This window comes from Acinetobacter sp. Tr-809 (assembly GCF_011753255.1).
Classification (GTDB): domain Bacteria; phylum Pseudomonadota; class Gammaproteobacteria; order Pseudomonadales; family Moraxellaceae; genus Acinetobacter.
The window spans coordinates 164623-189952 of record NZ_VWVZ01000004.1 but is presented as its reverse complement, the minus strand read 5'-3'; the positions used below and the strand labels follow the sequence as shown (position 1 = coordinate 189952).

Here is a 25330-nt window from a genome sequence, read left to right as displayed (position 1 = left end):
TCTATACAGTATTGTCTGTTTATGACGTTTTTCGTCACCATTATTTCTTGGTTTAAAATAATACTTTTGATATTCATAGATATAAAACATTCTTCAAATACTCTAACTCTAAAAATAATGTAAAAAAGCAAAGCCGAAGCTCTGCTTTATTTAATATGAGTCAGAATGTAGTAGTAAATTAATTCCACTTAAACATAATCAGCTCTAGTTGCCTTTAAGATATCCAGTTCTAACATCTTTTTCTTTTTATAACGATAAGCGATCAACAAACCAATAAACCACACTGGTGAAAGCCCCAATGCAATAAGGGTATCGTGGTCTAAAGCAAGGATCACAATTGTAAATACCAAAAATAGCATCGTCAGCCATGCCATGACCAAACCGCCAGGCATTTTAAACTTAGACTGTAAATGTAACTCTGGAAATTTTTTACGATAGCCAATATACGACAGGATAATCAGCATAAAGGTAAATACACATAGAATTGAAGTCAGTGCTGAGATAATCGTAAACGCTGTCATGACATTCGGCACAATAAATAAAATAGAAGTCCCGATGGTGACACAGGTCATAGAAAAGATAAGACCTCGAATAGGTACCTTTTTCTTCGATAATTTACTAAAACTCTTTGGTGCATCATTATCCAACGCCAAACCATAGAGCATACGACTGGTCGCAAAGATGCCGCTATTTGCAGAAGATAAGGCAGAGGTTGCAACGACAAAATTAACCAGTCCAGCAGCAATCGGCAAACCAATCAGTGTGAACATTTCAACAAATGGACTTTTTTCAGGTGAAATTTTTGCCCAAGACGTGACCGCGATAATGCATATCAACGCGCCAACATAGAATAGTAAAATACGTAATGGGATCGAATTGATGGCTTTAGGCAGAGATTTATGCGGATCTTTAGTTTCAGCAGCTGTGGTTCCGACCAATTCAATTCCCACAAAGGCAAAAATCGCAATTTGGAAACCCGCTAAAAAGCCTGTGACGCCATAAGGAAACATCGATTGAGTTTCAAATACATGGCTCATAGATGCCTTAACGCCATTGGGTGAGGTAAAGCCAGTACTGATTAAATAAATACCCGCAAGGATAAACAGAATAATGGCGGAGATCTTAATTAACGAAAACCAAAACTCCAGCTCACCAAACATTCGAACAGCAACAAAGTTCAGTATGGTCAGAATAGCCAACGAGGTAAATGCAGGTATCCAGACTGGAATATCAGGATACCAGAACTGCATATACCCCCCAATCACGATGACATCGGCTATCGCAGTAATAATCCAGTTACACCAATAAGACCAACCGAGGAAAAAACCTGCCCAAGGACCGATATAAGCCGTCGCAAAATCAGCAAATGTTTTGAAGTTGGTATTTGCCAGCAGCAGTTCACCCATTGCCCGCATAACAAAGAAAAAGAAAAAACCAATAATTAAATAAGTTAAAACAATTGAGGTACCTGAAATACTTAGGGTTTTACCTGAACCCATAAATAGACCTGTACCAATTGCACCGCCAATTGCAATCATTTGAATATGACGATTGGTCAGCGAGCGTTGTAATTTTTCTTCATCTTGCGAACTTTCCTGCAAATCTTCATCCAGAAGTTGCGTTCCTTTATTCTGACTCATGTCATCCTTACTCCAGTTTGCAGCAACCGTTATAAATGCTTCATAAAAATAAAATATTTTTAAAATGCTTTAATTTAAAAGTTCCATTTTTTCTAAAATTATTTTGAAATTAATAACTTAATTAATACACCTCACTTGTAAATGGTTCGTATTAGATCGCTTTTCTAGGCACTAAAATCTGTTGTTATTGATCAAAAGTATTTTAGCCGCAAGCATCATATCTCACCCCCAAACGAGTTAAAGATGATGCTTTCCATTTATGCTTAATTACCACCCAATTAACATGAAATATACTCTATTATCACAATCTCATTCCATCTAAGAAAGATATAAATATCGAGGATAGTAAAAAATTATGCATCGATATAAATAAAGAATATGGCTAAAAAATACAGTATAAGTGCTGTGAATTAAGATCTAAATCTGTGAATTTTCTACTTATACACAGCCCATCAACGCTTGTTCTGATTTGCAATATTGATATTAAGCAAACGTACCGATGCACCCTCTTTCACATGTAACTGATGGGCTTGTTCTACACTCAACGTCACTTGATTTGAGTCTGGCTGACTATAGATCAGAATAGCGCGATAATTTTCATAATCATCATTAGCAACAATATAAGGCTCATCACCGGGCATAATCAGATCAGATTGCTCTATATGGACAGTTAACACATGGCTGTCTTTGATGGCTCTTAGATTTTCGATATCAGCCTGTAAGGTTGCACCCGCATCAAAGATATCGACATAGCCCTTATAACGTAGCCCTTCTTCAATCAAAAGGTTATACGCAGGTTCGGTGTTGGGATGAACGGCTCCTATCACTGCCTTCGCTTCATCAGGCAGCATATCGACATAGAGTGGATGCCGTGGCATGAGTTCCGCTATAAAGGCTTTTTTGCCCGTACCGCTTAGATAATCTGCTTTGGTAAATTCCATATCAAAGAATTTATGACCGACCGCATCCCAAAATGGTGAACGGCCATTTTCATCTGAAAACCCGCGCATTTCAGCCACAATGGTTTCTTCAAAATACTGTCTAAACGCTGATAAAAACAAAAATCGAACCTTAGACAAAAACTTACCATTTTTATTTAAACGGTAATCGGGATCTAAAAATAAGGTACATAGCTCACTACAGTTGGTGTGGTTATTACTCAGATATAAGGTCGGCAATGATTTATAAACATTCAAGGGTTCGGAAGAATGAACTTGTGTGCCGATATGAAAATTATACCAAGGTTCTTTTAGGCCTAAGGCAACCTCGATTCCACAGACACCAACCACTTTATGCAGCAAGGTATCTTCCAATACAAATAAATAGCCCTGCTCTGACTTATCCAGTTTGCCTTCAACCGTTTTAATCGCTCGATCAATCCGTGCAGCCAATATTTCCATATCTGGTTGTAAAGAGGTTAAACCAAAGCCTGCTTTTTGCGCCAAGTGGTAAAGATCATGAATATCTTTTTGTTTGATATAACGAATCATCATCATGTCTATTCCCCCTCATTCTCAATCAGAATAAACGAGACACAGGCTCCGCTGATTGTACTCTTGAGTAAGACATCCAATTCATTTTTTCTATGCTGAACCATGCACAATACAGACATTTGTTATTCCTTAATTCTTAAATTTTTCCCTAGTCTCAGCTCATTAATGACCGAGCTGGCTTTATTTATGTAAGTCTTTTTTATGACTTCTTTCATTAAGCTGAAATCTAACTTGAATAATCTAAATCGATAAACAGCTCTGCTGATTACTCTATTATTCAAAAACTAATTGGCACAAAAAATTTTAAATTAAGCAAAAAATGAGCTGTTTTTTAGCATTTTATTTATTGACAGTGACAATATGAAAATTATTTTCCACTTTTGGAATGAATTAAAATTTAAATCGTATCTCAAAGGTTTGAAATCAAAAAACAAGACACCAAGTTCAAACCAAAGTTTACTCGCACGCTAAGCAATAAAAAAATATAAGGAATCGTTCGAAAAATAGATCTTATCTAAGATAAATTGCAGAGCATAAAAAAGCCCTTGTTTTCACAAGGGCTTTTTTATTTATTTGGCAGAGGATCAAGGACTCGAACCTTGACGAACGGTTTTGGAGACCGTCATGCTACCATTACACCAATCCTCTAAACTGCATGATTAAATCATATTTGACTTAATCATAAGAAAATAAGAAATACTTACCTTCTTAAATATGGTGGGGGCGAAGAGACTCGAACTCTTACACCTTGCGGCGCTGGAACCTAAATCCAGTGCGTCTACCAATTTCGCCACGCCCCCGATGGGTGTGTATATTAGAGATAAACCTTTCTACTGACAAGCCCTTTTTATAAAAAAACTATGTTTATGAAAGCTAATGCTTTTTTAATATACAGATAGAAACAGCAGGCACAAAAAAAGGAACTTTAAATAAAGTTCCTTTGAATTTGGCAGAGGATCAAGGACTCGAACCTTGACGAACGGTTTTGGAGACCGTCATGCTACCATTACACCAATCCTCTATAACCACATGATTAAACTCTGTTTCGTTTAATCATAAAAAAAGCAAGATACTCTTGCTTTTTAAATATGGTGGGGGCGAAGAGACTCGAACTCTTACACCTTGCGGCGCTGGAACCTAAATCCAGTGCGTCTACCAATTTCGCCACGCCCCCGATGGGTATGCATATTAGTGAGAAACATACTTTCTGACAAGTCTTTCTATTAAAAAAACCATTCAAATGAACAGATAATATTCAAATCACGCATTTATGTTTACTTTTACAACATTTCTAGTCGTTTTAGGCAATCTTTTGCCTCTAAAACTGAATTAAAGCGTTGTTTAATATGCTTTTGCGTGAGGCCAATAAGTAAAGGAAAAAAGCATTGCAATGTAGATAGAAGTCGAATGTGTAGTTGTTGGCAATGCAATACTGCCCAATCGTGATAAGTGCTCGCCTTTAATCGAGATTGGGTGAGCCATTCATAGACAATAATCCCCAAGGCATACAAATCACTTTGAATACTTTTCCCAGCCCCCTGAAAAAGCTCTGGCGCCATATAATGTGGTGTTGCATCTAGAGTGTGAATCGGATGCCCGATCCGAAAAGATTGCTCAAAATCAATCAGCCGACATGAGTTTTCATAGAAACGAAAATGTTCTGCTTTCAAATCGCCATGTACCCACCCGACTTGATGCAATGCATCCAGCGCATCTAAGGCCAAAAATATCTTTTGTTTGATTTCTTCAATATTCTCAAAAACAGGAGCATCAGCAAAAAAATCATGCGCATCAACTGTGATCAGCCCTATTCCATCCTGATCTAATTCATTTACAAAATGACGCAATGGAATCATTTGGAATGGTAATAAAAACTGTTGTTCTGATTGCTGACAGTGCTGATAAAAAGCTAACTCTCGTTGGAAAGCCTGTGCCAAAACAGGCTGATCATTGGTTGCATGAAATTTCAGCCAATACAATTGTTGATCAACTTGGAAGGTATAGACACGTCGCCCAAAGGCATAACTTTGCGCTTTGGTCACTAAGTTTAGATCGTTAAGTTGAATCTTTGGATTAGAGGTCCACGTAGTAAAACTCATTCTGCTGCTTTTCTTCCTGCTTCCGCAACGATATTAGACAATGCTCAATGGTTTTCCCAATTCGTGCATGTATTTCAATAGAAGCAATTTTCGGCCATGTGGCACGCTCACCTTCTTGCTGCAAGATTTTAAACAATTTTGGCCGTGGGTTTTTCAGCATATAGCTATAATGTCTGAGTCCATATTTGGCAATAATATTGACGTCGCCATAATAACGTTGCCCCAAAATGCCATAACCATGATCCAATACCCGACGAATCGGGAAGAAACTGCCCATATGGCTACGTGTTAAATCCATGACTTCCATTGCAATGGCTTTACCTTGACGCCGAACAATCCGTTCAGGCCAACTGAGTACATCTCTGCGGAAACGTTCGGTATCACTTTGCATAAACGGCACGATATGCGGATTGACCTGACTGGCAATGGTGTAATTAATATTATAGAGCCGAGCCATCTTTTCCTGCGGAAAATCACTGCGCATACTACCATCCACCCATTTGGTATTGGCGAGATATGGCGTATGTTGCCCATCATAACGCTTACTGGTCAGATGCACAGGTGGAAATAACACTGGCACCGCACAAGAAGCCAAGACTGCACTCCACACCAATACATTCGGTGCAGTCAGTGCATTCATAATACGTGGATTTTGGGCTGTGTTATAGGGTGCAATCACGATATTAATATGACGTTTGGATTGCTGGTAAGCTTCTGAAAAAGTGACATCACCCAAGTTTTGCATCAGGAATTTTTTCAAATACATCACATCGGCAATACCACCATTCACCTTCAATAGCTCAGTAACTTTCCTAAATTTAAATGCATCACTAAAAAAATGTTCTCCTTGCAACAATTCAGGAACTTTATCTGGTGTAGAAACACCTAACATTCCCGTCATGATTGCCCCTGCACTCGAGCCTGATAAAACCTGCGGCATGAGATCTTGTTCGATTAATGCTTTACACACCCCTGTATGAAATAAACCTAGCGTTGCGCCTCCAGAAAACATCACCGCAGGTTGACCATAGGCCTTTTGACATTCTTCAAAAAACTGGATTTTTTCTTTTAGTTGAAAGGTAATACATTCACTCGAAGCCAAGTAACGTAAGCAATCACTCATTTCCTCAACATAGTTTTCAATGATTTTTTTAGTGCCTATATAGGTCTGTGCAAATAACATCGGATGCCCAATATTGGCAAAGTCATAAGACAGCCCTTCTCGTAATACATAAATCAAATCGAGGGTCCGATGTTGCATACGATATTTTTTTAATAAGTTATAGCGTTTAGATAAAATTTCCGCATCATAATAAGGCGATTCATTGTCATATTTCCATGCTTCATGACCTGATTCTTCATCCAGTTTAAGTGCAATTTCTTTCCATTCGGTATAAGAACTGGCATGTCTTAAGCGTTCTTGCAACACATCAACTCTATGTGTCTGATATGTATTCTTTTTCTCTTGAACTCTATTGAACATTCGCGATCCTGATTTTCAGCTTATTTTTTATCTTCTTGCACCTATACAATGCAAAAAGCAGCCACAACAATCAAGGGTAAAATCGATTTATTTCGATATTTCTGATGATATTTTCTTTATTTCGGTAATAGCAGTGATAGTATCCCTATTCATCATTGAGTTTGGTTTATATGTATGGCTATCCTTGATTTACCCGAATCTATTCTTCAATCGCTATCGAGTGTTTTAACACAGCTTCAGCAAGTTCTCCCTGCACCAAAGCAACCCACTGACTTTTCAGCAATCGCATTCCGTTGGGAAAATCAGCAACTGGTCGCCATACAACAACCTAAAAAAATGCATTTGGAAGATTTAAAAGGCATTGAGCGCCAAAAAGACAAGATCATCCAAAACACCTTACAGTTCCTGAACGGCCTGCCTGCCAATGATGTTTTACTGACAGGTTCTCGTGGTACTGGAAAATCATCGATTGTACGTGCGCTCCTCACCGAGTATTCCACTCAAGGCTTACGTTTGATTGAAATTGAGCGTGATGATTTATCTGATTTACCCAAAATTCAAAAGCTGATTGAACATCGTCCTGAAAAATTCATCGTTTATTGTGATGATCTGGCCTTCAATGCCGAAGATGAAAATTATCGTAGTCTAAAAAGCGTTTTGGATGGTTCATTACAATCTGGCTCAAGCAATTTTATTATCTATGCAACCAGTAACCGTCGTCATTTACTGCCTGAGTTTATGCACGAAAACACACCAGTACGTAAGGTGGATGTACCGCAATACACAGAGTTACATCCGCAAGAAGCAATCGAAGAAAAAATTTCGCTCTCGGATCGATTTGGGATGTGGCTCTCCTTCTATCCCATGGATCAGCAGTTGTATTTACAAATTGTAGAGCACTACATTGTGAAAGCAGGCCTGGAATATAACGATCTGGTTCGTGGTGAAAGTCTGAAGTGGTGTCAAGCACGTGGTCAGCGTTCTGGGCGCGCAGCCTATCAGTTCTCAAAGCACTGGATTGGCTCGCAAAATCTAGAAAAATTGTCGAACAAAGCCTCTGCATAAATGTCCTGAAAAGCCGTAGCTTTGTCCTTATTTCCGCTTAGCATTGGCAATTGTTTCTCATAATCTAGCTGTCACAGCATGGATTGAGTTTAGGAAACAAGATGAAGAAACAATTGCCACCGACATCCCTGACCAGCAAAATTTTGGGTAAAAGCCTGCTATTGGCACAAGGTACGCTTGATAAAGCCGTAAAATATTCAACAACACCATTTTCAGAACCAGACATCATTCGCCCACGCACTGATGGGAATTTTTATACCTGGACACATTATGGAATTTTCTTTCCTCTGCTGCCTGAGCCACATCGTTATTTAAATATTATGATCTTACTGGGAACACCAGGAGCACTTGCATTTGACCATGATGATATTACTTTAGGTGACCCAAGAAAGACTGCAACGTTTTTCTCCAGCACTGCGGCGCTAGATAAACATCTATTAAAAGCCTATATCATTCCAGAACAGACCAATATTCAAGACAATGGAACAACCATTGAGCTCGGTGAAGAAGTTTCTATCCAAGGAACTCTACCAAATATTCATCTCAAAGGTGCCTACCATGGGCTCAGCTTTGAATTTAATTTAGATGTCACCGATAAAATCTCATGGTTTATTAAAACCCCGATTTATGATCATTTTAGTTTATTGGCAAACTTCAAGGGTCAGCTTGAGTATCAAGGGAAAATCACGCCTGCCGAAGGCTTGTGTACCTATGAATATGCCCGCGCTACAGGTGCACATGGCGTGGTGAAAAAGCTGTTACCGGAACCGTATAAATTACCACTCGATTTCTTTACCTATCAAATTATCAACTTAAGCGATACCACCCAATTATTACTCACCAAAGCGGATATTTTGGGTCAACCAGCAGCCTATACCTTGCATGTTCGACATACCGACAAGCCTGCTGAAGTCTATACCAATGTCGAATTCAAGGTGATTGCACATCAAGTTGATGATTATGTTTCACCAAGTGGTAAGAAAATGCGCTTACCGCAATTGTTCTCTTGGTCTGTCAAAGATGATGCTGATCAGAAAATTTTAGATATCACTGCAGAAATTGATAGTCCGTTCCGTTATGGTCATGGCATTGGCTATGCCAGTGCTTATACCTTCACAGGTGAATATTTAAATGCCCCTGTTCAAGGTCGAGGTTATATCGAATATGTGGATGTAGAAGATCAAAGCGCATTTAAACAGTAAATAAGAACAGTAAGCCTTTGTAATTGATCAAAGGCTTACTCACATACGATAGAACAGTTTCCCGACTAACCTTTAAAGTGCTGCTGGATCAAATACATCAATCATTTGATTGACTGAATATTTAATCTCCGCTGCCACTTTTGCATCATAACCTTCGACCAAAAAACGGCTAATGAGTCCTTCAATTAGCGTATAAGTCACTTCAACCAACATCTCTGCCTTTGAATAAGATTGCAAATATTCTGTGATCAAGTTTCTAATCCAAACTTTATGTTCTTTAGATACGGAGATGATGTCTTGATCACCCAAATGCGACTCAGCCACAGCTCTGACGAATAAACATCCTTTAAAGTTATCTTCTTGAAACCATAATAAGTGCCAATCGATCAACCTGTTCAATGCCTCTCGCCCTGTTGCCTCCGCCACATAATCCAATAAACGCTGCCTAAACTTTTCATCCCGTGCTTCCAAGACCGACTTCACCAATTGATTTTTATTTTTGAAATAGGTGTACATCGTAGTTTTTGAACAGCCAGATTCATCTCGAATAAGGTCAACCCCGACCCCAACAAAACTATTTTCATAAAATAATTTTTCTGCGGTATGCAAAATTTTATCAGCAGACTTCGACATAAAAATTTACTCATTCAAAATAGTACAGATCTGTACTATTTATAATTTTAGTTCTATTATCGCCATAAAGCAACCTAGTCGTGAGATCACCATGTTATCTTTATTCAACGGTAGAGAACATCTTGCCCCCTTACCTCAATTCATTGATATTATAAGAAGTTTAATTGGCGGCACATTAAGCATTTTGATCTTAATCCTGCTCAGTAAATTCACCCACAATCTATTTATTATGGCTCCTTTTGGCGCAACCTGTGTCATCTTGTATGCAGTTTCTCAATCCCCCTTAGCTCAACCTCGTAATGTAATATTGGGTCATTTTATCTCAGCATTTATCGGCCTACTGTTCCTTAAAGTTTTTGGCACATCAGCTTTGAGCATCGCACTCTCTGTCGGTTGTGCAATTGCAGCCATGCAACTTTTACGTTGTGTTCACCCCCCTGCTGGAGCAAATCCATTAGTAATTTTGCTAACAGCCAATACTATTCAATACCACTGGAGTTTCTTATTTTTCCCCGTGCTATTAGGTTCAATTGCTTTGGTGCTGGTCGCATGGCTGGTCAATAACCTTAAATCAGAAAAGAAATGGCCTGTGTATGGATTGGCTTTTATCCACAGTAAGAAAAATATCGAATAATCCATCTATCGATTAAAGCGCAATTTCAGCGTTTTAATCGATGCCCCCTCTTAATCAAGTTTCAATGAAATTCCAATTTCTCCTTGCAAATAATTTACTTTTCAATAAAATTAGGTAGGTCGGTATATATAAATATATTTTCTTATGAGCTCGAAATCAGCAAAACAAAAAATCTTGGATGCAGCTTCGACATTGTTTTATAACGATGGCATTAGCAATACAGGCATCAATAGCATTACAGAGAAAGCCAATGTGGCAAAAATGTCGCTGTACAATAACTTTGCCACCAAATCAGATCTAATCACCTGCTATATCGAAGCACGCCATCAAGAATGGCTGGATTTATACGAAAAGAGAAAAGTTCAAATCCAAACCCCAATCGATGGTATTTTGGCGGTTTTTGATGCTTATCAAGATCATGCCGAATTTGCTTATGAAAAAGGTTTTCGTGGTTGTGGCCTACTCAATGCAGCCGCAGAATTCCCTGCACATAGCCCTGAACGTTTGGCGGTTAAACAGCATAAAGATGAAATTGAAGCGATTTTAGCGGGTCATTTACAGCAACTCAGCACCAACCCACACCGAGTCAAAGAACTGGCGCTGATGCTTTCATTTATCTTGGAAGGCTCGATTGCCCGTGCAGGTTTAGAAAGTTCAAGCGATAAAGTATTTGCCGCAAAACAAATGGTTAAAAATCTATTAGAACAAGAGGTTTCAAATTGAGTACCACTTCTTCTAACCTGAGTACACATTCTGGCTTTATCGCTGTCCTCATTGCCTCTATTTTATGGGGAACCACAGGCACAGCCGCTTCTTATGCCCCAAATCTAAGCCCTTTAGCGATTGGCGCATTCGCAATGGGTGGTGGTGGTTTATTACAAGCCCTATTAGCCCATAAAAATATCCTCAGTCATTTACCTCAAATTCGCTCTTACTACCCATTACTGTTGATTGGCATGGTCTCTGTTGCGATTTATCCATTGGCTTTCTATTCGTCGATGCGTATGGCGGGGATCACCATTGGTACGGTCGTCTCAATTGGCTCAGCCCCTTTATTTACGGCACTACTGGAAAAGTTCTTTGATAAAAAAGCACTCTCTGGAAAATGGTTTATCAGTTTTGTCTTCGGCGTAGCTGGGGTCTTACTATTATCGATTGGCGAATCACATTCTCAAGCATCTGCACACACAATTGAAACAGACCAAAAAAGCATTGGCATTATTCTTGGACTTATCGCAGCACTCACTTATTCTTTATATTCTTGGGCTGCAAAAAAGATGATAGACCGTGGCATTGACTCAAAAGCCTCAATGGGATTAATTTTTGGCTTCGGTGCTTTAATCTTATTACCAACATTATTTTTTACTGGCTCAAATCTTTTTGATGAGCCTGTGAATTTGTATGTTGTCGGTTATATGATGCTAATCCCAATGTTTCTCGGTTATCTGTTATTTGGCTATGCCTTAAAGACCATTTCAGCTAGTACCGCGACCACGCTAACGTTATTTGAACCTTTGGTTGCAGCTTTGTTTGCCGTTTTGCTGGTTGGCGAGCAATTAGCACCCATTGGTTGGGTTGGTATGGTGCTGATTTTTGTTTGTCTAGCTGTACTCTCTAAAACCGATAAAGCAAATTAATTTTGTGAAACTAAGTGGGCTAAAATGTGTGAATGTCAAAATGTAAAATCTTTTTTTGCATGTCCCGATGAATTTACCAATCTTTTTAGTTTTGATTTTGAAGCAAGCAACAACTTTCCACACTACTTCAGAGAGGAAAGTCCTACATATGAGACTACTCCTTCTTTTGACTACTCTAGAACTTGCTATCAATGTTCAGAATGTCAACAATGGTGGTATTTTGAGTGCTCGCCTACTGAGGATGCTTGCCCAATTCTAGGCATAAAATTAAATGCTGCTAATCATCTCTTATCAGAACAAGAGGTTAAAGCAGTAAAACAATTCCTAGCAGTTCTTAGCCATGCAGGATTTTCAGCAGAAAAATGTATTCGTCATGGATGCACAAACTTATCGCTTAAAAAGATTAAGTTATGCGTCAACCATTTTATTTAATACAACAAAGATGCCGTCCTATTTTCTGCAAAATACAACCTAGGCACTGGATACAGACTTTTTATAGATGCAGAGAAATAGATTTTCTCTGCATCGCTTCTAGAGCTTAAATATCAATACTCTTTTGCTAACTTCTCTAAGGTCGTGAGCATTTTTCTCACTACGCTTCTTTTATGATGCAACATGTTTTTAATGTTACTTGGATTAAAACCAGTCAACTTTGCAATACCACGACTAGTCATGTATTCACCAGTTTTCGCAAAGTGCTTTTCACTTAATTCGGTTTTCGCATTTGAGAATCGAACGGCTAGCTTATAATCATTAAACTCAGACCATGCACCTGTTTTATATTCGTCTGCATCAAAGCTGCTCTTCTGCTGAGTAGGTTTTTCTCGAAGAATATTACTTAAGCGGTTAATGACAATTTTTTCTTCACTTTTCTCAATTATTTGATAAAGTTCAGTTTCTTCAAAAGGACGTCCTAAAGCGATGTCTTTTCTATATTGTTCAACGACCTTTTCTTTTGACTCGACCTTTTTCTCACCTTGTTGAGTGAGGCAGAGAATCTTAAATAAAGACTCTAATCGGCCACATGTAAAAATAAAAGAAATTTTCAACTTACAACTCCATTATGAACGTTAGTTCATAAAAATATTTTCAAAAAAAATTTTGACCTATAAATTCACTATAGAATTCATTTAAAGGCAAATCAAAATCAGCAACTAACTGCCTTCTTGTCGTTTGTGTAATTTCACCAGTTTTCGGATTCAGACCTGTTTTTTCAACGTCTTTCCAATAAACACCTGTACCACGTTTTTGCCATGCAGGAAGTTCATTAAAATTAATCTGCTGTGAAAAGAGTAAATCATGCTTTTCTTGACGATTTAATCCTTTCACTTGCTCCGTTGCTTCACCTACTGCATGCCCCAATTTTCTTAACATCCAATAGCAGTGTGCATTTAATGCATTTCGATGCGCATCCTCTTGTCTCCAACGGAAGTAGTCATCTACTAATTGCGAATTGGGTAAAACACAAACTCGAGCATCAAAAGTAGCAATTTGACCATGCATAACAGAGAATTTTGCACTGGCTTCACCTGCTAAAATAGAAAGAATTTTACGTTCCTTACGGTTGAAACTTTCATCGCGGTAATGGAATAAAAGAGAAATTTCATCGCTTTGGGTATAACCATAGACGATATTAAAGCCACACTGTAATAAATGGGTTGTGGTTTCTACCATTAAATCTCTAAAATGTACATCAAATGGCACTTCGAATTGCCAGATTTCTTTGGTTAACCGTGTAAACCCACGACCATCCAACCTTACGACAATATAATTTTCAGGCGGAATACAGAAATCGTAAGCCGTCTCATATTTTCTTAATCTTGTATCTAAATCTTCAAATCTCATTATTGTTCTCTTTGATACAGCAAGCTCACATTAAAGTCATTTTCTTGATCAATTGAAACGCGGTAAACTTCATCAAAGCCTTCATTAAGCTCAGGGATTTCTAACTTTTTAAACGTAGAAATCACACCAACTCTAGGAATTTTCGCCTTACCTTCTCGTTGTTCATTCCGCAAAAGAGCATCATCCAGACCACTATCAAAATAGTAAGCGATCACCTTAAAGTGAGCATTTTTTGCATCTTGAACATATATCTTTCGATCTAGTTTACTCGGATTGGTATTATCAACAACAACCTTCTGTTTTGCGTCCAAACAGGCCTGAAACAATATTTTCTCACGATGTCTGGTTTTCAACATATCAAGATTGAGACGAATATGCGTATCAGAGAAATATTGCTTAAAAAATGTTGATTTACCTGAAGCTTGCCCACCTACAAAAATGATCAGCTCCATTTTAGGTCGGCTGTAACTCAGTCATTGGCCATCTTGGTGTGGTGGTCACCGCCAATCCATCATGTTGCCCAGCTTTTAAACGCTGATATCCAGCAAAGGCAATCATGGCGCCATTATCTGTACATAAAGCAGGTTCAGCGTAATACACTTGTGCCTTAATCTTTGCCAATGACGTTTCTAATTGCTCTCGCAATCTTAAATTGGCACTGACACCACCCGCAATCACCAAACGTTTTAAACCTGTTTGTTTTAAAGCTTTTACTGATTTTTTAGCGAGCGTATCGACAACAGCCTCTTGGAAAGATGCAGCCACATCCGCATCACGATTTTCATCGCCTAACTTTTTCAGTTGTACTGAAACCGCAGTTTTAAGACCGCTAAAAGAAAAATCCAAACCTTGATGCAATATTGGTCGTGGGAATTCAAAAGCTTTGGCATCGCCCTGTAACGCCAATTTCGCAATATTGGGACCACCCGGATAAGGCAGTTTCATCATTTTTGCGACTTTATCAAAGGCTTCACCCGCTGCATCGTCAATCGATTCACCGAGCAATTCATATTGACCAATTCCATAGGCTGCCATTAATTGAGTATGACCACCTGAAACCAATAAAGCTACAAACGGAAATTCCGGTGGAGTTTCTGAAAGTAATGGGGCAAGCATATGACCTTCCATATGATGCACACCAATTGCAGGCTTATTAAAAGCAAAAGCCAAGGTACGACCGAATAAGGCACCTGTCATCAATGCCCCCATCAGCCCTGGGCCACGAGTATAAGCAACCGCATCAATCTCTTGTTTTTTGACACCACTTTGCTCAAGCAGCTGATTAATCAAAGGAATCATCTTGCGAACATGGTCACGAGAAGCTAATTCGGGAACGACACCACCATATTCTGCATGCAATTTGATTTGGCTATATAGAACCTGTCCACGTAAGCCGAGCTCGCTATCATAGAGTGCTAACCCAGTTTCATCACACGAAGTTTCTAAGCCCAAAACAATCATTAAACTGCCTTTACAACGATCAAAAATAATAACAGAGCTATTATAGACTTGTGATCTGAGTTGTAAATGAGTAAAATACTGACCTTCACTTGCGATCTAGTGCAATAGTGCGTTAGATCTTATCCATCATCTTAGAGGATTTTACATGCCACAAGTTAAGTTGAAAGAAGGCGAACCAGTAGACGTAGCTATCCGTCGTTTCAAACGTTCATGCGAAAAAGCGGGTGTTTTAGCTGACGTTCGTAAGCGCGAATTCTATGAGAAACCAACTCAAGAACGTAAGCGCAAAAAAGCTGCTGCAGTTAAGCGTTATCAAAAGAAATTGACTCGCGAATCTGTACGTACTACTCGCCTTTACTAATTAATTTGTGATTGACTGCTGAAAATACTATGAATACTTTAAAAAACCAAATTACTGACGTGTTAAAAAACTCAATGCGTGCCAAAGATATGGCAACAGTAACGGTTATTCGTGGTGTACAGGCAGCAATTAAGCAAATCGAAGTCGATGAGCGCATTGAGCTTGACGATGCTCAGGTTCTTGCGGTCATTGAAAAGCAAATTAAACAACGTAAAGAATCGATCAAGGCCTTTTCTGGCGCTGGTCGAAATGATTTAGCTAGTAAGGAACAAGCCGAAGTTGAGGTTATTTCTCAATTTCTACCAGCAGCTATGACTGAGGAAGAACTTGATTCCATCATTGAGCAAACGATTGCTGCTCAAGAAGCTACTAGCATGAAAGATATGGGTAAGGTGATGAATTCTCTACGTCCGATCATAGCCGGGCGTGCCGATCCTGCACATGTATCTGCTAAAATTAAAGCAAAATTAAGCTAATCTGCTTAACTCCTTTTACACTCCCCTATTTTTTAAATTGGATTCATTTTAACAATGAACCCAAGGTCTTTTTATTATCTAAATTCACACTGAACATTATATTTTGCCAGCATTTGCATCTCTTTTGATTCAACCACTTGCTTGATTAAATCTTGCTTGGTCATACTCGCGTATTGCGCTGGTAATGATGAGCGATTTTGTTCAATCGCATCAGACATATCCTGAATATAACGCTGATTAATCTGACAGTACTTTGCTTGCTGCTCAGGGCTAAATTGTGATGTTTGTGGATTCAGGCTCCGTAAAAAACCACGTATATCCTGTGCATACACACTACGAATTTTATCGACCGAGTTTGCATACTGCTCAATCGATGCTGCTGAGCTGATCCCCACACTGCTGATCGCAAAAATAAAAACTAAAATTTTGTTCATAATGTTCTAACTTCTTAGCGATTCCTTACGCACGTCATCTTATCTTAATTCAATAAATTTTGGTTTATGCTCTAGAAAAAATTCTTCCTTTGGCACTGGTATCTCTCCTGCTGTTACCGTACCGAGACGTAAACGAATAATATTGGGTAAATCCATACGATAGGAATAAAGTGGACTGGCACAGTTTTGACAAAATACCCGTGCCTTATTTGGTGTATGAAAATATTCTTTCAGTTGCTCACGCCCAGAAATCAGCTCGAATTTGTTTCGCTCAATTGGACTATTCCAACCCGCGATAGAACCTTGTGCCTGCTGGCAATCAGTGCAATAACATAGAATACTATTTTCAATTTCCCCATGATATTGATACTGCACAGCACCACACAAACATTGTCCTTGAATCATAACAGCCTCCCCCTCAGTTTTATAAATATAAGTCGTCTTTAAGTTTTATAGTTTGATTGAAGTTAAATAAGGCTTTGCTTTAGCTCAAGTATTTCACCAGCAAGCCCATCATAATCTTTGAACTCTGTATGAACGAATCCCTGACTTGTTAAAATTTTACGTGATGCGATATTCTGAGGATCAATAATCGCAAAGATTCTATGAATTGAATTTTGTTTTTTTGCATCACTCAGTAGCTGTTGACTAACTTTTCGCGCTATACCCTTACCCCAATAACTTGGTAAAAGCATATAACCCAACTCAACCTCACTGTCATTCAAGTTTTTGATTTCTAATTTCGCTAAGCCTATATATTCATTAGTATTCACATCTAATATTTTAAAATGACCAAAGTTAGGGTGTAATTGATTATTTATTATAAGCAACTGGAAATCTTTCTTCGCCTCTTCTTCAGGAATCGCTCTTTCTGTAATCATCGCCATAACTTTTTCATTTCCAACCAGTTGGTAATACAAATTAAAGTCATGCATATGAAATTTTTCTAGCTTAATTTCCATATCGTTATTGCTCTTTCTAAACTTAATAGGTTCCAAATAAATACCAACTAAAAAGTCTGATTACAGCCTCATACGGCGTTCATCTTGCATCTGTTTTAAACGTGCGTCAATTTTTGCGGTCATGGCTAGATTTCCTTTCGCAAGGCGTTGCGCATGTAACATAGACTTAATAGCATTTTCTTCATAGCCCGACCAATATTCTGCCTCTGCACGATAACCTAATACATTAACTGCTTGTAATGGCGAACTCTTATCTAAATTGGTGGCTTGCTGCAGCAATTGCCAACCTTCAATATCACGTTGGTTTTTATGAATAAAACGTTGTACCAATGCTTGTGCCTGTGCAACTTGACCTTGTCGAATCAGCACTTCTGCTAACTTATAAGATAAGGCTCGATTCTCAGGCATGGTTTTCTGAATTGGATTGATACTATTGTAAGCCTGTTCGAACTTATTTTGCCCCAAATAAATATCGGTTTGGATCAGCGGCACAAGCACATGATTTCTAAGTTTAGGCTTCACCAAGTCTAAGTTGGCTTGTGCTTGAGCGTAATCTCCCTGCTCCAGATAGAACTTACTTAGTGCCAATTGCGCTGCGGTATTTTTCTGATTTGCCAGTGACTGTAATTGAATTTCAGTCGCCTGATTAGACACTACTAAGGTATACAGTTTTAAAATCTCAAAATCGAGATCGTAAATTTTAGACTTTACTTTAGGAAGTTGATTGGCACGCAAACGTGCCTCACTCATCCGTTCTGTTGTTAAAGGATGGGTAAACCAAAAGTCTGGTAAAAAGCTGACTCGACTGGTGGCACGATGCATGGTTTCAAAATAGTCTGCCATGCTCTGCGGGTTATAACCTGCAGCGTACATAAACTGCATGCCGATACGATCTGCTTCACGTTCCTGATTACGACTATAACTCAACTGCTTATCCATCAATGCCGCTTGAGTACCCATCATGACCGCTGCACCCGCATTGCCGTCAGCTTGAGATGCAATCGCGGCTCCGACAAGAATACCTGCCAATGCAAGCAAGCCTTGTCCCTTAAATGCTTCTTGAGAACGGCTATAGTGACGCTGTGATACGTGTGCAATCTCATGCGCCATGACACCAGCAATCTCATCCAGATTCTTAGCTGAAGTAATCAAACCTGTATTCAATGCAAATAGACCACCAGGAACAGCAAAAGCATTAATTTGAGGATCTTTGATAATCACCAAGCCAATCGGTTGACCCAGTTGAGTCTGGCTGAGAATGCCTGAAAAAACCTGTAAAAATTGGTCTTCCAACCATGCATCTTGCACTGTTGGCATTTGACGATGCACTTCACGATAAACTTTTTCACCGATAAATTTTTCTTTTTGTTGATCGAGTAAACCTATACCACTGCCAATTTCAGGCACTTCTGTTTGCCCAGCCGTATGGGAAGGTAAAAAGACCTCAGTGTGACTCAATTGAGTTGTGGCCAATAAGCCACAGGCGAGCAGCAACGATCTCAAGTGGTTTCTCTATGATTTTAATAAAGAAATTTACTATAACATTGAAAATAGGAGAAATTTGCAACAAAGTGTTATAAAAGGCAGAGAAATCCTGCCTTATCTTATGATTTTTGAAATCAGCCGGATTACTCTGCCGCAACGTAACGTTGATCTACACTAAATTTTTCTGGGAATTTGGCATTGATGTTTGCATAAAAAGACATAATTTCAGTCATATCTTTTTCATAATCACCTGTAGGGTAAACAATTTTCCCTACACCCGTTTTTTTCTTGGCATAATCCATATACGCAAGTGCAATCGGGACACCCGCTGTTATTGCAACATGATAAAAACCTGTTTTCCATTGCTCTTGTTTAGCACGCGTCCCTTCAGGAGTCACAAGCATGACTAACTTAGGATGCGTTTTAAACAAGTCACTCATCAGCTGGACCATACTTGGTCGCGCTTGCCCTTCTTGTTTGACAGTACGATCAATTCCGATGCCGCCCATTGCACGAACAAATGGCCCAAATGGAAATTTCATATAGCTATCTTTGATGGTCAGGCGCACATTAACACCCAACGCTTTTAACGCCAAACGTGCATATAAAGCATCCCAGTTGCTGGTATGCGGGGCAGCAATCATGACACATTGGTCAATGTTTAAATCCCAATGATTGTCAATTTCCCAACCCATTAAGCCCAAACTTTGTTCAGCTAATTTCTCAAACACCAGACGCCCCAAGACGAAGTCACAAAGGGCGCAAGTGTACCAATATTAATCAACTTAAAAAGATGGAGCCGCACAATAATGCAGCAATTAAATGATCAGCATTGTAAGCAATTATTCGAATTTCGGATTCACCAAATAGCGAGGTGTACGATCTTGCAATGCATCAATTAAATTCTGATAAGCCAGATCTACCATTTTCTGACGTGTTTCTGCTGTTGCAGAACCCAGATGCGGTACAGTCACTGCATTTGGTAATTCAAATAAAGGAGAGCTTTGTAAAGGTTCTTTGGTATAAACATCTAGCCCAGCTGCAAAGATTTTGTTTTGCTGTAAGGCTCCAATCAGTGCATCTTCATCCACCACCGAACCGCGAGCAATATTCACAAACACTGCATGTTTCTGCATTAAATCAAACTGTTCTACACCAATCAGTGCTTTAGACTCAGTATTTAAATCAACCGCAACCACAATGAAATCTGACTGTTGTAACAACTGATCTAGATCACGATATTGCGCATTAAAAGCTTGTGCTACTTCAATTTTTTCACGGCGATTATGGTACAAAATATTCATATTGAAACCATAGAAACCACGACGAGCAATGGCAGCTCCAATATTACCCAAGCCAATAATGCCTAAAGTTTTCCCAAAAACATCGACACCGAATTGTTCAGTTGAAACGGTTCGTTTCCATTGGCCCTGCTTGGTCCATACATCTAAAGATGGAATTTTACGTGCCGCACTGAGCAACAATGTAAATGCGAGATCAGCGGTCGTTTCTGTCAGTACATGTGGGGTATTGGCAAGCCAGATTTTCTTTTGATTGAGATAACCAACATCGTAGTTATCATAACCAACCGAAACAGTAGAAATGACTTTGAGTTTTTGTGCGGGAGCTAAATTGCTTTCATTCAGTAAACGCCCTGCGCCAATCATGGCATCGGCATCAACTACTTCGGTTCGAATCTGCTCATTGATATCACCAAGTTTCGGGTTCAACACCACCACCTGATAATCTTGCTGTAACTGCGCTAAAACATCCTGATCTATTTGGCTGAATACAACGACTTTCTTCATTATTAAATTCCGATATTTATTGCATAAGTTGCCACAACCGTTTTTTCAATACAGGTTGGGCAATCATTTCTTCTAAACTCGCTAAATGTAATATATTAGAATGCTGGATAAAGTCCAGTTGACCTAAGCATAATATCTTTTTATTGGTCGCGCTGGCATCGATAAAACCTTGAATATACGAAGACAGCCCTCTGCTTTCCTGAAAAGCAGCCAAAGGAAATGGCCATTTCAGCTCTGCGTATTGACCCAATCTTGCCTTTTGAATATTTTGCCAGAGTTGGCGTTGTGTATCACTAAGCTGACTACTTTCCAATAAAATGGCGCAGTTGTCTAAAACATACATTTGCAATTCAAATGCTTGAATCTGAGCCGTAATAACAAGCTGTTCTTTTTCAACAACAGCTTCTTTCACAGCAGGTTTTGCAATAATTTCTGTAGGCTGAGGAATTTGTTTTTCAACGACTGGTAATGTTTGTACAGGCGTAACAGGAATATCTTGAACAATCGGTGCTGAATCAAATGCAAGCGCTGTCGATTGCGAAACCTCATCAACTATTTGATCTCGCCATAAGCTCGGTGCAGTATTTTTTTGACATACCACTTCTCTAGGAATCCAAACATCGATTCCCAAAGTTGCCAATATGTTTCTCTGCTGCCCGATCATCTTACCTACTCATTCCCATTACTCACAGTCATTTGCAATACTGTAACATCACATAGTCTAGCATAAACCAAGTCCCCCTAAATGACTTCCTTTTGCTCAATCACTTCTATATAAATCCAATTGCATGATCAGAAATGCATTTCTCGTTAGTTTAGGCAAATATTCAATAACAATAGGCAAGTTTTCATTCGTCGACTTTTAGACAATATTTCATCATTTTGTCGCTTTTACTTTTTATTACTGTTGTATCGAATGCTCAAATGAAAAGGTTGACGCTCTCTATGCTTATTCTTTTTGCTATCGCTGTCGTTCTGCTCATTGCTGGCAGTGCCATGTATGCCCAACAACCCCTATTTGGTAAAATCCCTTCTGGTGAACGACTACAAACCATTGAAAGTTCTCCCAACTATCGCCAAGGTCAATTTCGAAACTTAATTGAAAAATCAGGCATGAGCGAAGGCTCAAATATTGCGGTAGAACTCTACAAAACCTTTATCAAAACCATTCCAAATCGTAACCCCATCGACCCAATTCCTTCCATTAAAACCAATCTACTCGCTCTTGATCCCAAACAGGATGTCATTATTTGGTTTGGTCATTCTTCTATATTTATGCAACTGCATGGTAAAACTTTCTTGATCGACCCTGTCATGAGTGGCAAAGCTTCCCCTTTCCCTTGGGGCACTCGTGCTTATAAAGGGACAGATATTTATAAGGTTGAAGATTTACCAGACATTGATTATTTGCTGATTTCACATGATCACTATGATCATCTGGATTACGAAACCACGCTTAAACTTAAAGACAAAGTCAAATATGTAATTACAGGTCTAGGTGTTGGTGAACATTTTGAATATTGGGGTTATCCCAAAGAGAAACTGATTGAAAGAGATTGGGGTGACAGAATTGAGTTTGATGATGGGATTACCATTATCACTGAAACTACTCATCATGACTCTCGCCGCGCTTTAGATGGTGGTAAAAATCTTTGGGTCTCCTTTGTCATTCAGTCCCCACATAAAAAGATTTTCTATACAGGTGATGGCGGCTATGGAAAACACTTTGTCGAGATTGGACAGAAATACGGTCCCTTTGATTGGGCCTTGATGGAAAATGGTCAATACGATGCTGCTTGGCGTTCAGTGCATTGCCATCCTGATGAAGTAGCTCAAGCTACGGAAGAACTGAATGCACGTAATATGATTCCCGTACATCATTCAAAATTCAGTTTGGCTAAACATGCTTGGTATGAGCCAATTACCCGCATTGTTGAATACTCGCAAAGCAGGAAATATCGTCTTGCTACACCAATGATCGGTGAGTTGGTTGAACTGGATAATGATCGCCAATCCTTTAAACAGTGGTGGAAGAATATTCGTTAATCAAACAATCCCTTTCAATTAAGAGCCTCATTCACATATGAGGCTTTTTTTATTGAGCACATTGAAAGAATGAAAAATAAAGCTGATCAAATTAGGCAAACAACTGAGCATTTCAGGTCAATCAATGTCGTATTTTTAGGCTTAAATAGAAACATCGAAGATCAAGAAAATGACATCTACAGGTCTTTTCTTAAATGATGAATCTTAAACAAAGGTCGTTAAAAATGAAAAATGTATTAGTGCTTGGTGCATCAGGTCAAATTGCTCAATGGGTCATTGAGATGCTGGCAAATGAACCTAACTTGACTCAAACGTTATTGGTACGTGATACAAAAAAATTAGGTGCCGATTTGCCAGCCAATGCAAAAGTCATCGAAGCTGATGTTTTGAATCTGGAGCAATTAAAGCAGGCCGTACAAGGACAAGATATTGTCTACGCCAACCTTGCTGGTGAATTAGAGCAACAAACACAAAATATTATTTCAGCCATGCGCAGCGCAGGTGTTCAGCGGATTATTATGATTAATTCACTCGGCATCTATGATGAAGTCAAAGGTAAATTTGGCGAATGGAACCGAAAAGAAATTGGTGCGTATCTTGGTCCATATCGTAAAGCAGCCGATTTATTAGAAGCGTCAGATCTGGATTACAGTATTTTGCGTGCGGCTTGGCTCATGGACGAAGATGAAATTGATTATGAGACAACAGAACGTGATCAAGATTTTAAAGGCACGGTTATTTCACGTAAAAGTGTCGCAGCCTTCGTCGTTAAAATTATCCAAACCCCAGAATTTTCCTCTCGAAAAAATTTAGGGCTTAATAAACCGAACTCAGATGCCGATCAACCTTATTTTATGTAATGATGAAAAGATCGGACAATCAGGCACCTGATTGTCCGACTCTGCCAATGTCGGCAGTAAGGGGTCGCAGATTGTTAAATAGCAATCTGTTGTGCTTTTAGGTGCGCCTGTTTTAACGCATCAACTTTTAAAGCAGATATGTCTAAACCTTCTGCATATACAAATTTAACGTCATGAATTCCCATCAAACCTAAAACAGACTGAAGATAAGGCGTAACTGCATCCGTTACCTGCCCAAGATGAATACCGCCACGACTGCTCATTACGATTGCCTTTACGCCTTCAACTAAGCCTTGTGGATAGGTTTCGGTATATCGAAAGGTATGACGGGCACGCGCCACCAAATCAAACCAGTTCTTCAACTGTGTTGGCACATTCAGGTTGTACATTGGTGCACCAATCAGCAATAAATCTGTTGCTTTAAGCTCTGCAATCAATTCATCTGATAACTGAATAATTTTTTGAATCGGTGCTGAAACATGTGCTGCGCCACGCAATGCATGGAAAATTTCCGCATCCAATACAGGCAAGTTAAGTGTTGTTAAATCACGGATGATTACCTCATCCTGTAAGCCTTTTTCAGCACGTTGTTTTAAAAATACATCGATCAAACGGCTGGTCTGTGATTGATCACCCATAATGCTTGATTTCAACACCAACACTTTCGCCATGTTTGTTCTCCATATCTTGATGGAGCCATGTTACTACTACAACCAAATCACCAGTAGTGATAATATTTCTATCTATTGATTCCTAAAAATCTACAATCATGCAAACTGAACTGAGTACGATTTCAATCTTTGTGACAGTGGTCGAGGCAGGTAACTTTAGTAATGCCGCAGAGCAGCTGCATCTAACCCGCTCAGCTGTCAGTAAAAGTATTGCGCGTTTAGAGCAACGCTTAGGTGTCGCTTTATTTAAACGCACCACCCGAACTCTGAACTTAACAGCGGAAGGTACGCTATTCTATGAACACAGTCAGCGTGCGATTGCTGAAATCCATAGTGCTGAGAGCTTACTAGAGCAAGGTAAAATCAGTGCAACTGGCTTATTAAGAATTTCGGCACCAGTTCTGTTTGGTCAACTCTATATCGCCCCACTAATCGTTGAACTCGCACAACAGCATGCTGCTTTGCAGGTAGAACTTTCATTAAATGATCGAACTGTCGATTTGGTCGAAGATGGTTTTGATTTAGCGATTCGTATCGGCACTTTGCCTGATAGCCATCATTTAATTGCGAGAAAGCTAGGCGATCATCGGATGTTACTCTGTGCTACACCTGAATATATCCAGAAATCAGGTCCAGTAAATCATTTAGATGAACTGCAACAACACACCACGATTGCCTTTCCCTATTCAGGGCATTTGCCAAAATGGCAGCTACAAGATGAGAACAAGCAGCTTTATGCAATCAAGCCCAAAGCAAAATTGATGTTGAATGATATGCTGGCGATTAAAAATACAGTGTTGTCACATCATGGCATTGCGTGGCTCCCTGACTGGCTTATTCATAAAGAGTTACAAGATGCTTGCTTGGTTCAAGTCTTAGCCGAATTTTCCAGTGTCGACTTTCCTATTCATGTAGTCTGGCCGAGTTTGCCTTATATGCCATTAAAAACCCGTTTGGCGATTGATCAACTCATTCAGCACTTACCACCCGCTCTATCAAACAATCAAAATGTGGTTTAAGAAAAAATAAAGGCTA

Annotated in this window: 28 protein-coding genes and 4 tRNA genes; 11 read left to right on the top strand and 21 right to left on the bottom strand. The window is 39.1% G+C overall.

Annotated elements, in window-relative coordinates:
- Nucleotides 1-188: 188 nt before the first annotated feature.
- The 8 genes from F3J02_RS10730 to F3J02_RS10695 all read right to left on the bottom strand — a co-directional run bounded on the left by F3J02_RS10730 (nucleotide 189) and on the right by F3J02_RS10695 (nucleotide 6715).
- Nucleotides 189-1640 (bottom strand): amino acid permease, encoded by a 1452-nt coding sequence (locus F3J02_RS10730; protein ID WP_167249165.1) that lies wholly within the window; start codon nucleotides 1638-1640, stop codon nucleotides 189-191.
- Between the two features lie 452 nt (nucleotides 1641-2092).
- A complete protein-coding gene (gene astA, locus F3J02_RS10725; protein WP_167249163.1) occupies nucleotides 2093-3136 on the bottom strand; it encodes an arginine N-succinyltransferase in 1044 nt (347 codons plus the stop codon).
- A 571-nt stretch (nucleotides 3137-3707) separates the two neighbouring features.
- Nucleotides 3708-3781, bottom strand: a tRNA-Trp gene (locus tag F3J02_RS10720).
- A gap of 67 nt (nucleotides 3782-3848) precedes the next feature.
- Nucleotides 3849-3933, bottom strand: a tRNA-Leu gene (locus tag F3J02_RS10715).
- Nucleotides 3934-4080: 147 nt separating this feature from the next.
- Nucleotides 4081-4154, bottom strand: a tRNA-Trp gene (locus tag F3J02_RS10710).
- A 68-nt stretch (nucleotides 4155-4222) separates the two neighbouring features.
- Nucleotides 4223-4307, bottom strand: a tRNA-Leu gene (locus F3J02_RS10705).
- Between the two features lie 106 nt (nucleotides 4308-4413).
- Nucleotides 4414-5232: a protein kinase domain-containing protein gene (locus F3J02_RS10700; RefSeq protein WP_167249161.1), complete on the bottom strand. Its 819-nt coding sequence runs from the start codon at nucleotides 5230-5232 to the stop codon at nucleotides 4414-4416.
- Nucleotides 5207-6715 (bottom strand): DUF3336 domain-containing protein, encoded by a 1509-nt coding sequence (locus F3J02_RS10695; protein WP_167249159.1) that lies wholly within the window; start codon nucleotides 6713-6715, stop codon nucleotides 5207-5209. Before F3J02_RS10695 ends, F3J02_RS10700 begins: the two co-directional genes overlap by 26 nt.
- A gap of 174 nt (nucleotides 6716-6889) precedes the next feature.
- Here F3J02_RS10695 and F3J02_RS10690 point away from each other — a divergent pair, with 174 nt between their 5' ends.
- Nucleotides 6890-7780, top strand: a complete 891-nt coding sequence (locus F3J02_RS10690; RefSeq protein WP_005183333.1) for an ATP-binding protein — start codon at nucleotides 6890-6892, stop codon at nucleotides 7778-7780.
- Between the two features lie 101 nt (nucleotides 7781-7881).
- Nucleotides 7882-8982 (top strand): DUF6670 family protein, encoded by a 1101-nt coding sequence (locus F3J02_RS10685; protein WP_167249157.1) that lies wholly within the window; start codon nucleotides 7882-7884, stop codon nucleotides 8980-8982.
- A 72-nt stretch (nucleotides 8983-9054) separates the two neighbouring features.
- Here F3J02_RS10685 and F3J02_RS10680 read toward each other — a convergent pair whose 3' ends face one another.
- Entirely contained in the window at nucleotides 9055-9615 is a 561-nt protein-coding gene (locus F3J02_RS10680) for a TetR/AcrR family transcriptional regulator (protein ID WP_167249155.1), read from the bottom strand.
- 91 nt (nucleotides 9616-9706) lie between these two features.
- Between F3J02_RS10680 and F3J02_RS10675 the strand changes: the two genes are divergently transcribed.
- From F3J02_RS10675 to F3J02_RS10660, 4 genes are all read left to right on the top strand, one after another.
- Nucleotides 9707-10249 (top strand): HPP family protein, encoded by a 543-nt coding sequence (locus tag F3J02_RS10675; RefSeq protein WP_167249152.1) that lies wholly within the window; start codon nucleotides 9707-9709, stop codon nucleotides 10247-10249.
- Nucleotides 10250-10393: 144 nt separating this feature from the next.
- Nucleotides 10394-10972: a TetR/AcrR family transcriptional regulator gene (locus tag F3J02_RS10670; protein WP_167249150.1), complete on the top strand. Its 579-nt coding sequence runs from the start codon at nucleotides 10394-10396 to the stop codon at nucleotides 10970-10972.
- On the top strand, nucleotides 10969-11886 hold the full coding sequence (locus F3J02_RS10665) for a DMT family transporter (protein ID WP_167249148.1): 918 nt from the start codon (nucleotides 10969-10971) through the stop codon (nucleotides 11884-11886). The genes F3J02_RS10670 and F3J02_RS10665 overlap by 4 nt, the downstream gene beginning before the upstream one ends.
- 24 nt (nucleotides 11887-11910) lie before the next feature.
- Entirely contained in the window at nucleotides 11911-12318 is a 408-nt protein-coding gene (locus F3J02_RS10660; protein ID WP_167249146.1) for a hypothetical protein, read from the top strand.
- A 113-nt stretch (nucleotides 12319-12431) separates the two neighbouring features.
- On the opposite strand, the gene F3J02_RS10655 is transcribed toward F3J02_RS10660, so the two are convergent.
- Genes F3J02_RS10655 through tsaD form a run of 4 tightly spaced genes read right to left on the bottom strand, consistent with a single transcriptional unit; the run spans nucleotide 12432 to nucleotide 15192 of the window.
- Nucleotides 12432-12935, bottom strand: a complete 504-nt coding sequence (locus F3J02_RS10655; protein WP_167249145.1) for a hypothetical protein — start codon at nucleotides 12933-12935, stop codon at nucleotides 12432-12434.
- 40 nt (nucleotides 12936-12975) lie between these two features.
- On the bottom strand, nucleotides 12976-13731 hold the full coding sequence (locus F3J02_RS10650) for a tRNA(His) guanylyltransferase Thg1 family protein (RefSeq protein ID WP_167249143.1): 756 nt from the start codon (nucleotides 13729-13731) through the stop codon (nucleotides 12976-12978).
- Nucleotides 13731-14183: an AAA family ATPase gene (locus tag F3J02_RS10645; RefSeq protein ID WP_167249141.1), complete on the bottom strand. Its 453-nt coding sequence runs from the start codon at nucleotides 14181-14183 to the stop codon at nucleotides 13731-13733. The genes F3J02_RS10650 and F3J02_RS10645 overlap by 1 nt, the downstream gene beginning before the upstream one ends.
- A gap of 1 nt (nucleotide 14184) precedes the next feature.
- A complete protein-coding gene (gene tsaD / locus F3J02_RS10640; protein ID WP_167249139.1) occupies nucleotides 14185-15192 on the bottom strand; it encodes a tRNA (adenosine(37)-N6)-threonylcarbamoyltransferase complex transferase subunit TsaD in 1008 nt (335 codons plus the stop codon).
- Nucleotides 15193-15337: 145 nt separating this feature from the next.
- On the opposite strand from tsaD, the gene rpsU reads away from it, so the two are divergent.
- Nucleotides 15338-15553 (top strand): 30S ribosomal protein S21, encoded by a 216-nt coding sequence (gene rpsU, locus F3J02_RS10635; protein WP_004652785.1) that lies wholly within the window; start codon nucleotides 15338-15340, stop codon nucleotides 15551-15553.
- A gap of 29 nt (nucleotides 15554-15582) precedes the next feature.
- Complete coding sequence (locus tag F3J02_RS10630; RefSeq protein ID WP_167249137.1) at nucleotides 15583-16029, top strand: GatB/YqeY domain-containing protein; 447 nt, start codon at nucleotides 15583-15585, stop codon at nucleotides 16027-16029.
- Between the two features lie 74 nt (nucleotides 16030-16103).
- Here F3J02_RS10630 and F3J02_RS10625 read toward each other — a convergent pair whose 3' ends face one another.
- The 7 genes from F3J02_RS10625 to F3J02_RS10595 form a co-directional block, all read right to left on the bottom strand.
- A complete protein-coding gene (locus F3J02_RS10625; RefSeq protein ID WP_167249135.1) occupies nucleotides 16104-16463 on the bottom strand; it encodes a hypothetical protein in 360 nt (119 codons plus the stop codon).
- A gap of 39 nt (nucleotides 16464-16502) precedes the next feature.
- Entirely contained in the window at nucleotides 16503-16868 is a 366-nt protein-coding gene (locus F3J02_RS10620; protein WP_167249133.1) for a GFA family protein, read from the bottom strand.
- 62 nt (nucleotides 16869-16930) lie between these two features.
- The gene (locus tag F3J02_RS10615; RefSeq protein WP_167249131.1) at nucleotides 16931-17425 is read right to left on the bottom strand and encodes a GNAT family N-acetyltransferase; all 495 of its coding nucleotides are present in this window, start codon (nucleotides 17423-17425) and stop codon (nucleotides 16931-16933) included.
- 60 nt (nucleotides 17426-17485) lie between these two features.
- Nucleotides 17486-18898: a M48 family metalloprotease gene (locus F3J02_RS10610; RefSeq protein WP_416224651.1), complete on the bottom strand. Its 1413-nt coding sequence runs from the start codon at nucleotides 18896-18898 to the stop codon at nucleotides 17486-17488.
- 155 nt (nucleotides 18899-19053) lie between these two features.
- Nucleotides 19054-19641 (bottom strand): 1-acyl-sn-glycerol-3-phosphate acyltransferase, encoded by a 588-nt coding sequence (locus F3J02_RS10605; RefSeq protein ID WP_167249127.1) that lies wholly within the window; start codon nucleotides 19639-19641, stop codon nucleotides 19054-19056.
- Between the two features lie 111 nt (nucleotides 19642-19752).
- Nucleotides 19753-20718 (bottom strand): 2-hydroxyacid dehydrogenase, encoded by a 966-nt coding sequence (locus F3J02_RS10600; RefSeq protein ID WP_167249125.1) that lies wholly within the window; start codon nucleotides 20716-20718, stop codon nucleotides 19753-19755.
- Between the two features lie 16 nt (nucleotides 20719-20734).
- A complete protein-coding gene (locus F3J02_RS10595) occupies nucleotides 20735-21382 on the bottom strand; it encodes a hypothetical protein (protein WP_167249123.1) in 648 nt (215 codons plus the stop codon).
- Nucleotides 21383-21663: 281 nt separating this feature from the next.
- Here F3J02_RS10595 and F3J02_RS10590 point away from each other — a divergent pair, with 281 nt between their 5' ends.
- Nucleotides 21664-22764 (top strand): MBL fold metallo-hydrolase, encoded by a 1101-nt coding sequence (locus F3J02_RS10590; RefSeq protein WP_167249121.1) that lies wholly within the window; start codon nucleotides 21664-21666, stop codon nucleotides 22762-22764.
- Nucleotides 22765-22988: 224 nt separating this feature from the next.
- Nucleotides 22989-23624 carry an SDR family oxidoreductase gene (locus F3J02_RS10585; protein ID WP_167249119.1) on the top strand — a complete coding sequence of 212 codons (636 nt, stop codon included), beginning with the start codon at nucleotides 22989-22991 and terminating at the stop codon, nucleotides 23622-23624.
- A gap of 74 nt (nucleotides 23625-23698) precedes the next feature.
- On the opposite strand, the gene F3J02_RS10580 is transcribed toward F3J02_RS10585, so the two are convergent.
- Nucleotides 23699-24295, bottom strand: a complete 597-nt coding sequence (locus F3J02_RS10580) for an FMN-dependent NADH-azoreductase (protein WP_167249117.1) — start codon at nucleotides 24293-24295, stop codon at nucleotides 23699-23701.
- 98 nt (nucleotides 24296-24393) lie between these two features.
- Between F3J02_RS10580 and F3J02_RS10575 the strand changes: the two genes are divergently transcribed.
- Entirely contained in the window at nucleotides 24394-25314 is a 921-nt protein-coding gene (locus F3J02_RS10575) for a LysR family transcriptional regulator (protein WP_167249115.1), read from the top strand.
- Nucleotides 25315-25330 lie beyond the last annotated feature (16 nt).

What these genes read in the sequence shown, in the direction of transcription:
- F3J02_RS10730 (WP_167249165.1), bottom strand. Translation starts at nt 1,640, where the DNA reads ATGAGTCAGAATAAAGGAACGCAACTTCTGGATGAAGATTTGCAGGAA.
- astA (WP_167249163.1), bottom strand. Translation starts at nt 3,136, where the DNA reads ATGATGATGATTCGTTATATCAAACAAAAAGATATTCATGATCTTTAC.
- F3J02_RS10700 (WP_167249161.1), bottom strand. Translation starts at nt 5,232, where the DNA reads ATGAGTTTTACTACGTGGACCTCTAATCCAAAGATTCAACTTAACGAT.
- F3J02_RS10695 (WP_167249159.1), bottom strand. Translation starts at nt 6,715, where the DNA reads ATGTTCAATAGAGTTCAAGAGAAAAAGAATACATATCAGACACATAGA.
- F3J02_RS10690 (WP_005183333.1), top strand. Translation starts at nt 6,890, where the DNA reads ATGGCTATCCTTGATTTACCCGAATCTATTCTTCAATCGCTATCGAGT.
- F3J02_RS10685 (WP_167249157.1), top strand. Translation starts at nt 7,882, where the DNA reads ATGAAGAAACAATTGCCACCGACATCCCTGACCAGCAAAATTTTGGGT.
- F3J02_RS10680 (WP_167249155.1), bottom strand. Translation starts at nt 9,615, where the DNA reads ATGTCGAAGTCTGCTGATAAAATTTTGCATACCGCAGAAAAATTATTT.
- F3J02_RS10675 (WP_167249152.1), top strand. Translation starts at nt 9,707, where the DNA reads ATGTTATCTTTATTCAACGGTAGAGAACATCTTGCCCCCTTACCTCAA.
- F3J02_RS10670 (WP_167249150.1), top strand. Translation starts at nt 10,394, where the DNA reads ATGAGCTCGAAATCAGCAAAACAAAAAATCTTGGATGCAGCTTCGACA.
- F3J02_RS10660 (WP_167249146.1), top strand. Translation starts at nt 11,911, where the DNA reads ATGTGTGAATGTCAAAATGTAAAATCTTTTTTTGCATGTCCCGATGAA.
- F3J02_RS10650 (WP_167249143.1), bottom strand. Translation starts at nt 13,731, where the DNA reads ATGAGATTTGAAGATTTAGATACAAGATTAAGAAAATATGAGACGGCT.
- F3J02_RS10645 (WP_167249141.1), bottom strand. Translation starts at nt 14,183, where the DNA reads ATGGAGCTGATCATTTTTGTAGGTGGGCAAGCTTCAGGTAAATCAACA.
- tsaD (WP_167249139.1), bottom strand. Translation starts at nt 15,192, where the DNA reads ATGATTGTTTTGGGCTTAGAAACTTCGTGTGATGAAACTGGGTTAGCA.
- rpsU (WP_004652785.1), top strand. Translation starts at nt 15,338, where the DNA reads ATGCCACAAGTTAAGTTGAAAGAAGGCGAACCAGTAGACGTAGCTATC.
- F3J02_RS10630 (WP_167249137.1), top strand. Translation starts at nt 15,583, where the DNA reads ATGAATACTTTAAAAAACCAAATTACTGACGTGTTAAAAAACTCAATG.
- F3J02_RS10625 (WP_167249135.1), bottom strand. Translation starts at nt 16,463, where the DNA reads ATGAACAAAATTTTAGTTTTTATTTTTGCGATCAGCAGTGTGGGGATC.
- F3J02_RS10620 (WP_167249133.1), bottom strand. Translation starts at nt 16,868, where the DNA reads ATGATTCAAGGACAATGTTTGTGTGGTGCTGTGCAGTATCAATATCAT.
- F3J02_RS10615 (WP_167249131.1), bottom strand. Translation starts at nt 17,425, where the DNA reads ATGGAAATTAAGCTAGAAAAATTTCATATGCATGACTTTAATTTGTAT.
- F3J02_RS10600 (WP_167249125.1), bottom strand. Translation starts at nt 20,718, where the DNA reads ATGAAGAAAGTCGTTGTATTCAGCCAAATAGATCAGGATGTTTTAGCG.
- F3J02_RS10595 (WP_167249123.1), bottom strand. Translation starts at nt 21,382, where the DNA reads ATGATCGGGCAGCAGAGAAACATATTGGCAACTTTGGGAATCGATGTT.
- F3J02_RS10590 (WP_167249121.1), top strand. Translation starts at nt 21,664, where the DNA reads ATGCTTATTCTTTTTGCTATCGCTGTCGTTCTGCTCATTGCTGGCAGT.
- F3J02_RS10585 (WP_167249119.1), top strand. Translation starts at nt 22,989, where the DNA reads ATGAAAAATGTATTAGTGCTTGGTGCATCAGGTCAAATTGCTCAATGG.
- F3J02_RS10580 (WP_167249117.1), bottom strand. Translation starts at nt 24,295, where the DNA reads ATGGCGAAAGTGTTGGTGTTGAAATCAAGCATTATGGGTGATCAATCA.
- F3J02_RS10575 (WP_167249115.1), top strand. Translation starts at nt 24,394, where the DNA reads ATGCAAACTGAACTGAGTACGATTTCAATCTTTGTGACAGTGGTCGAG.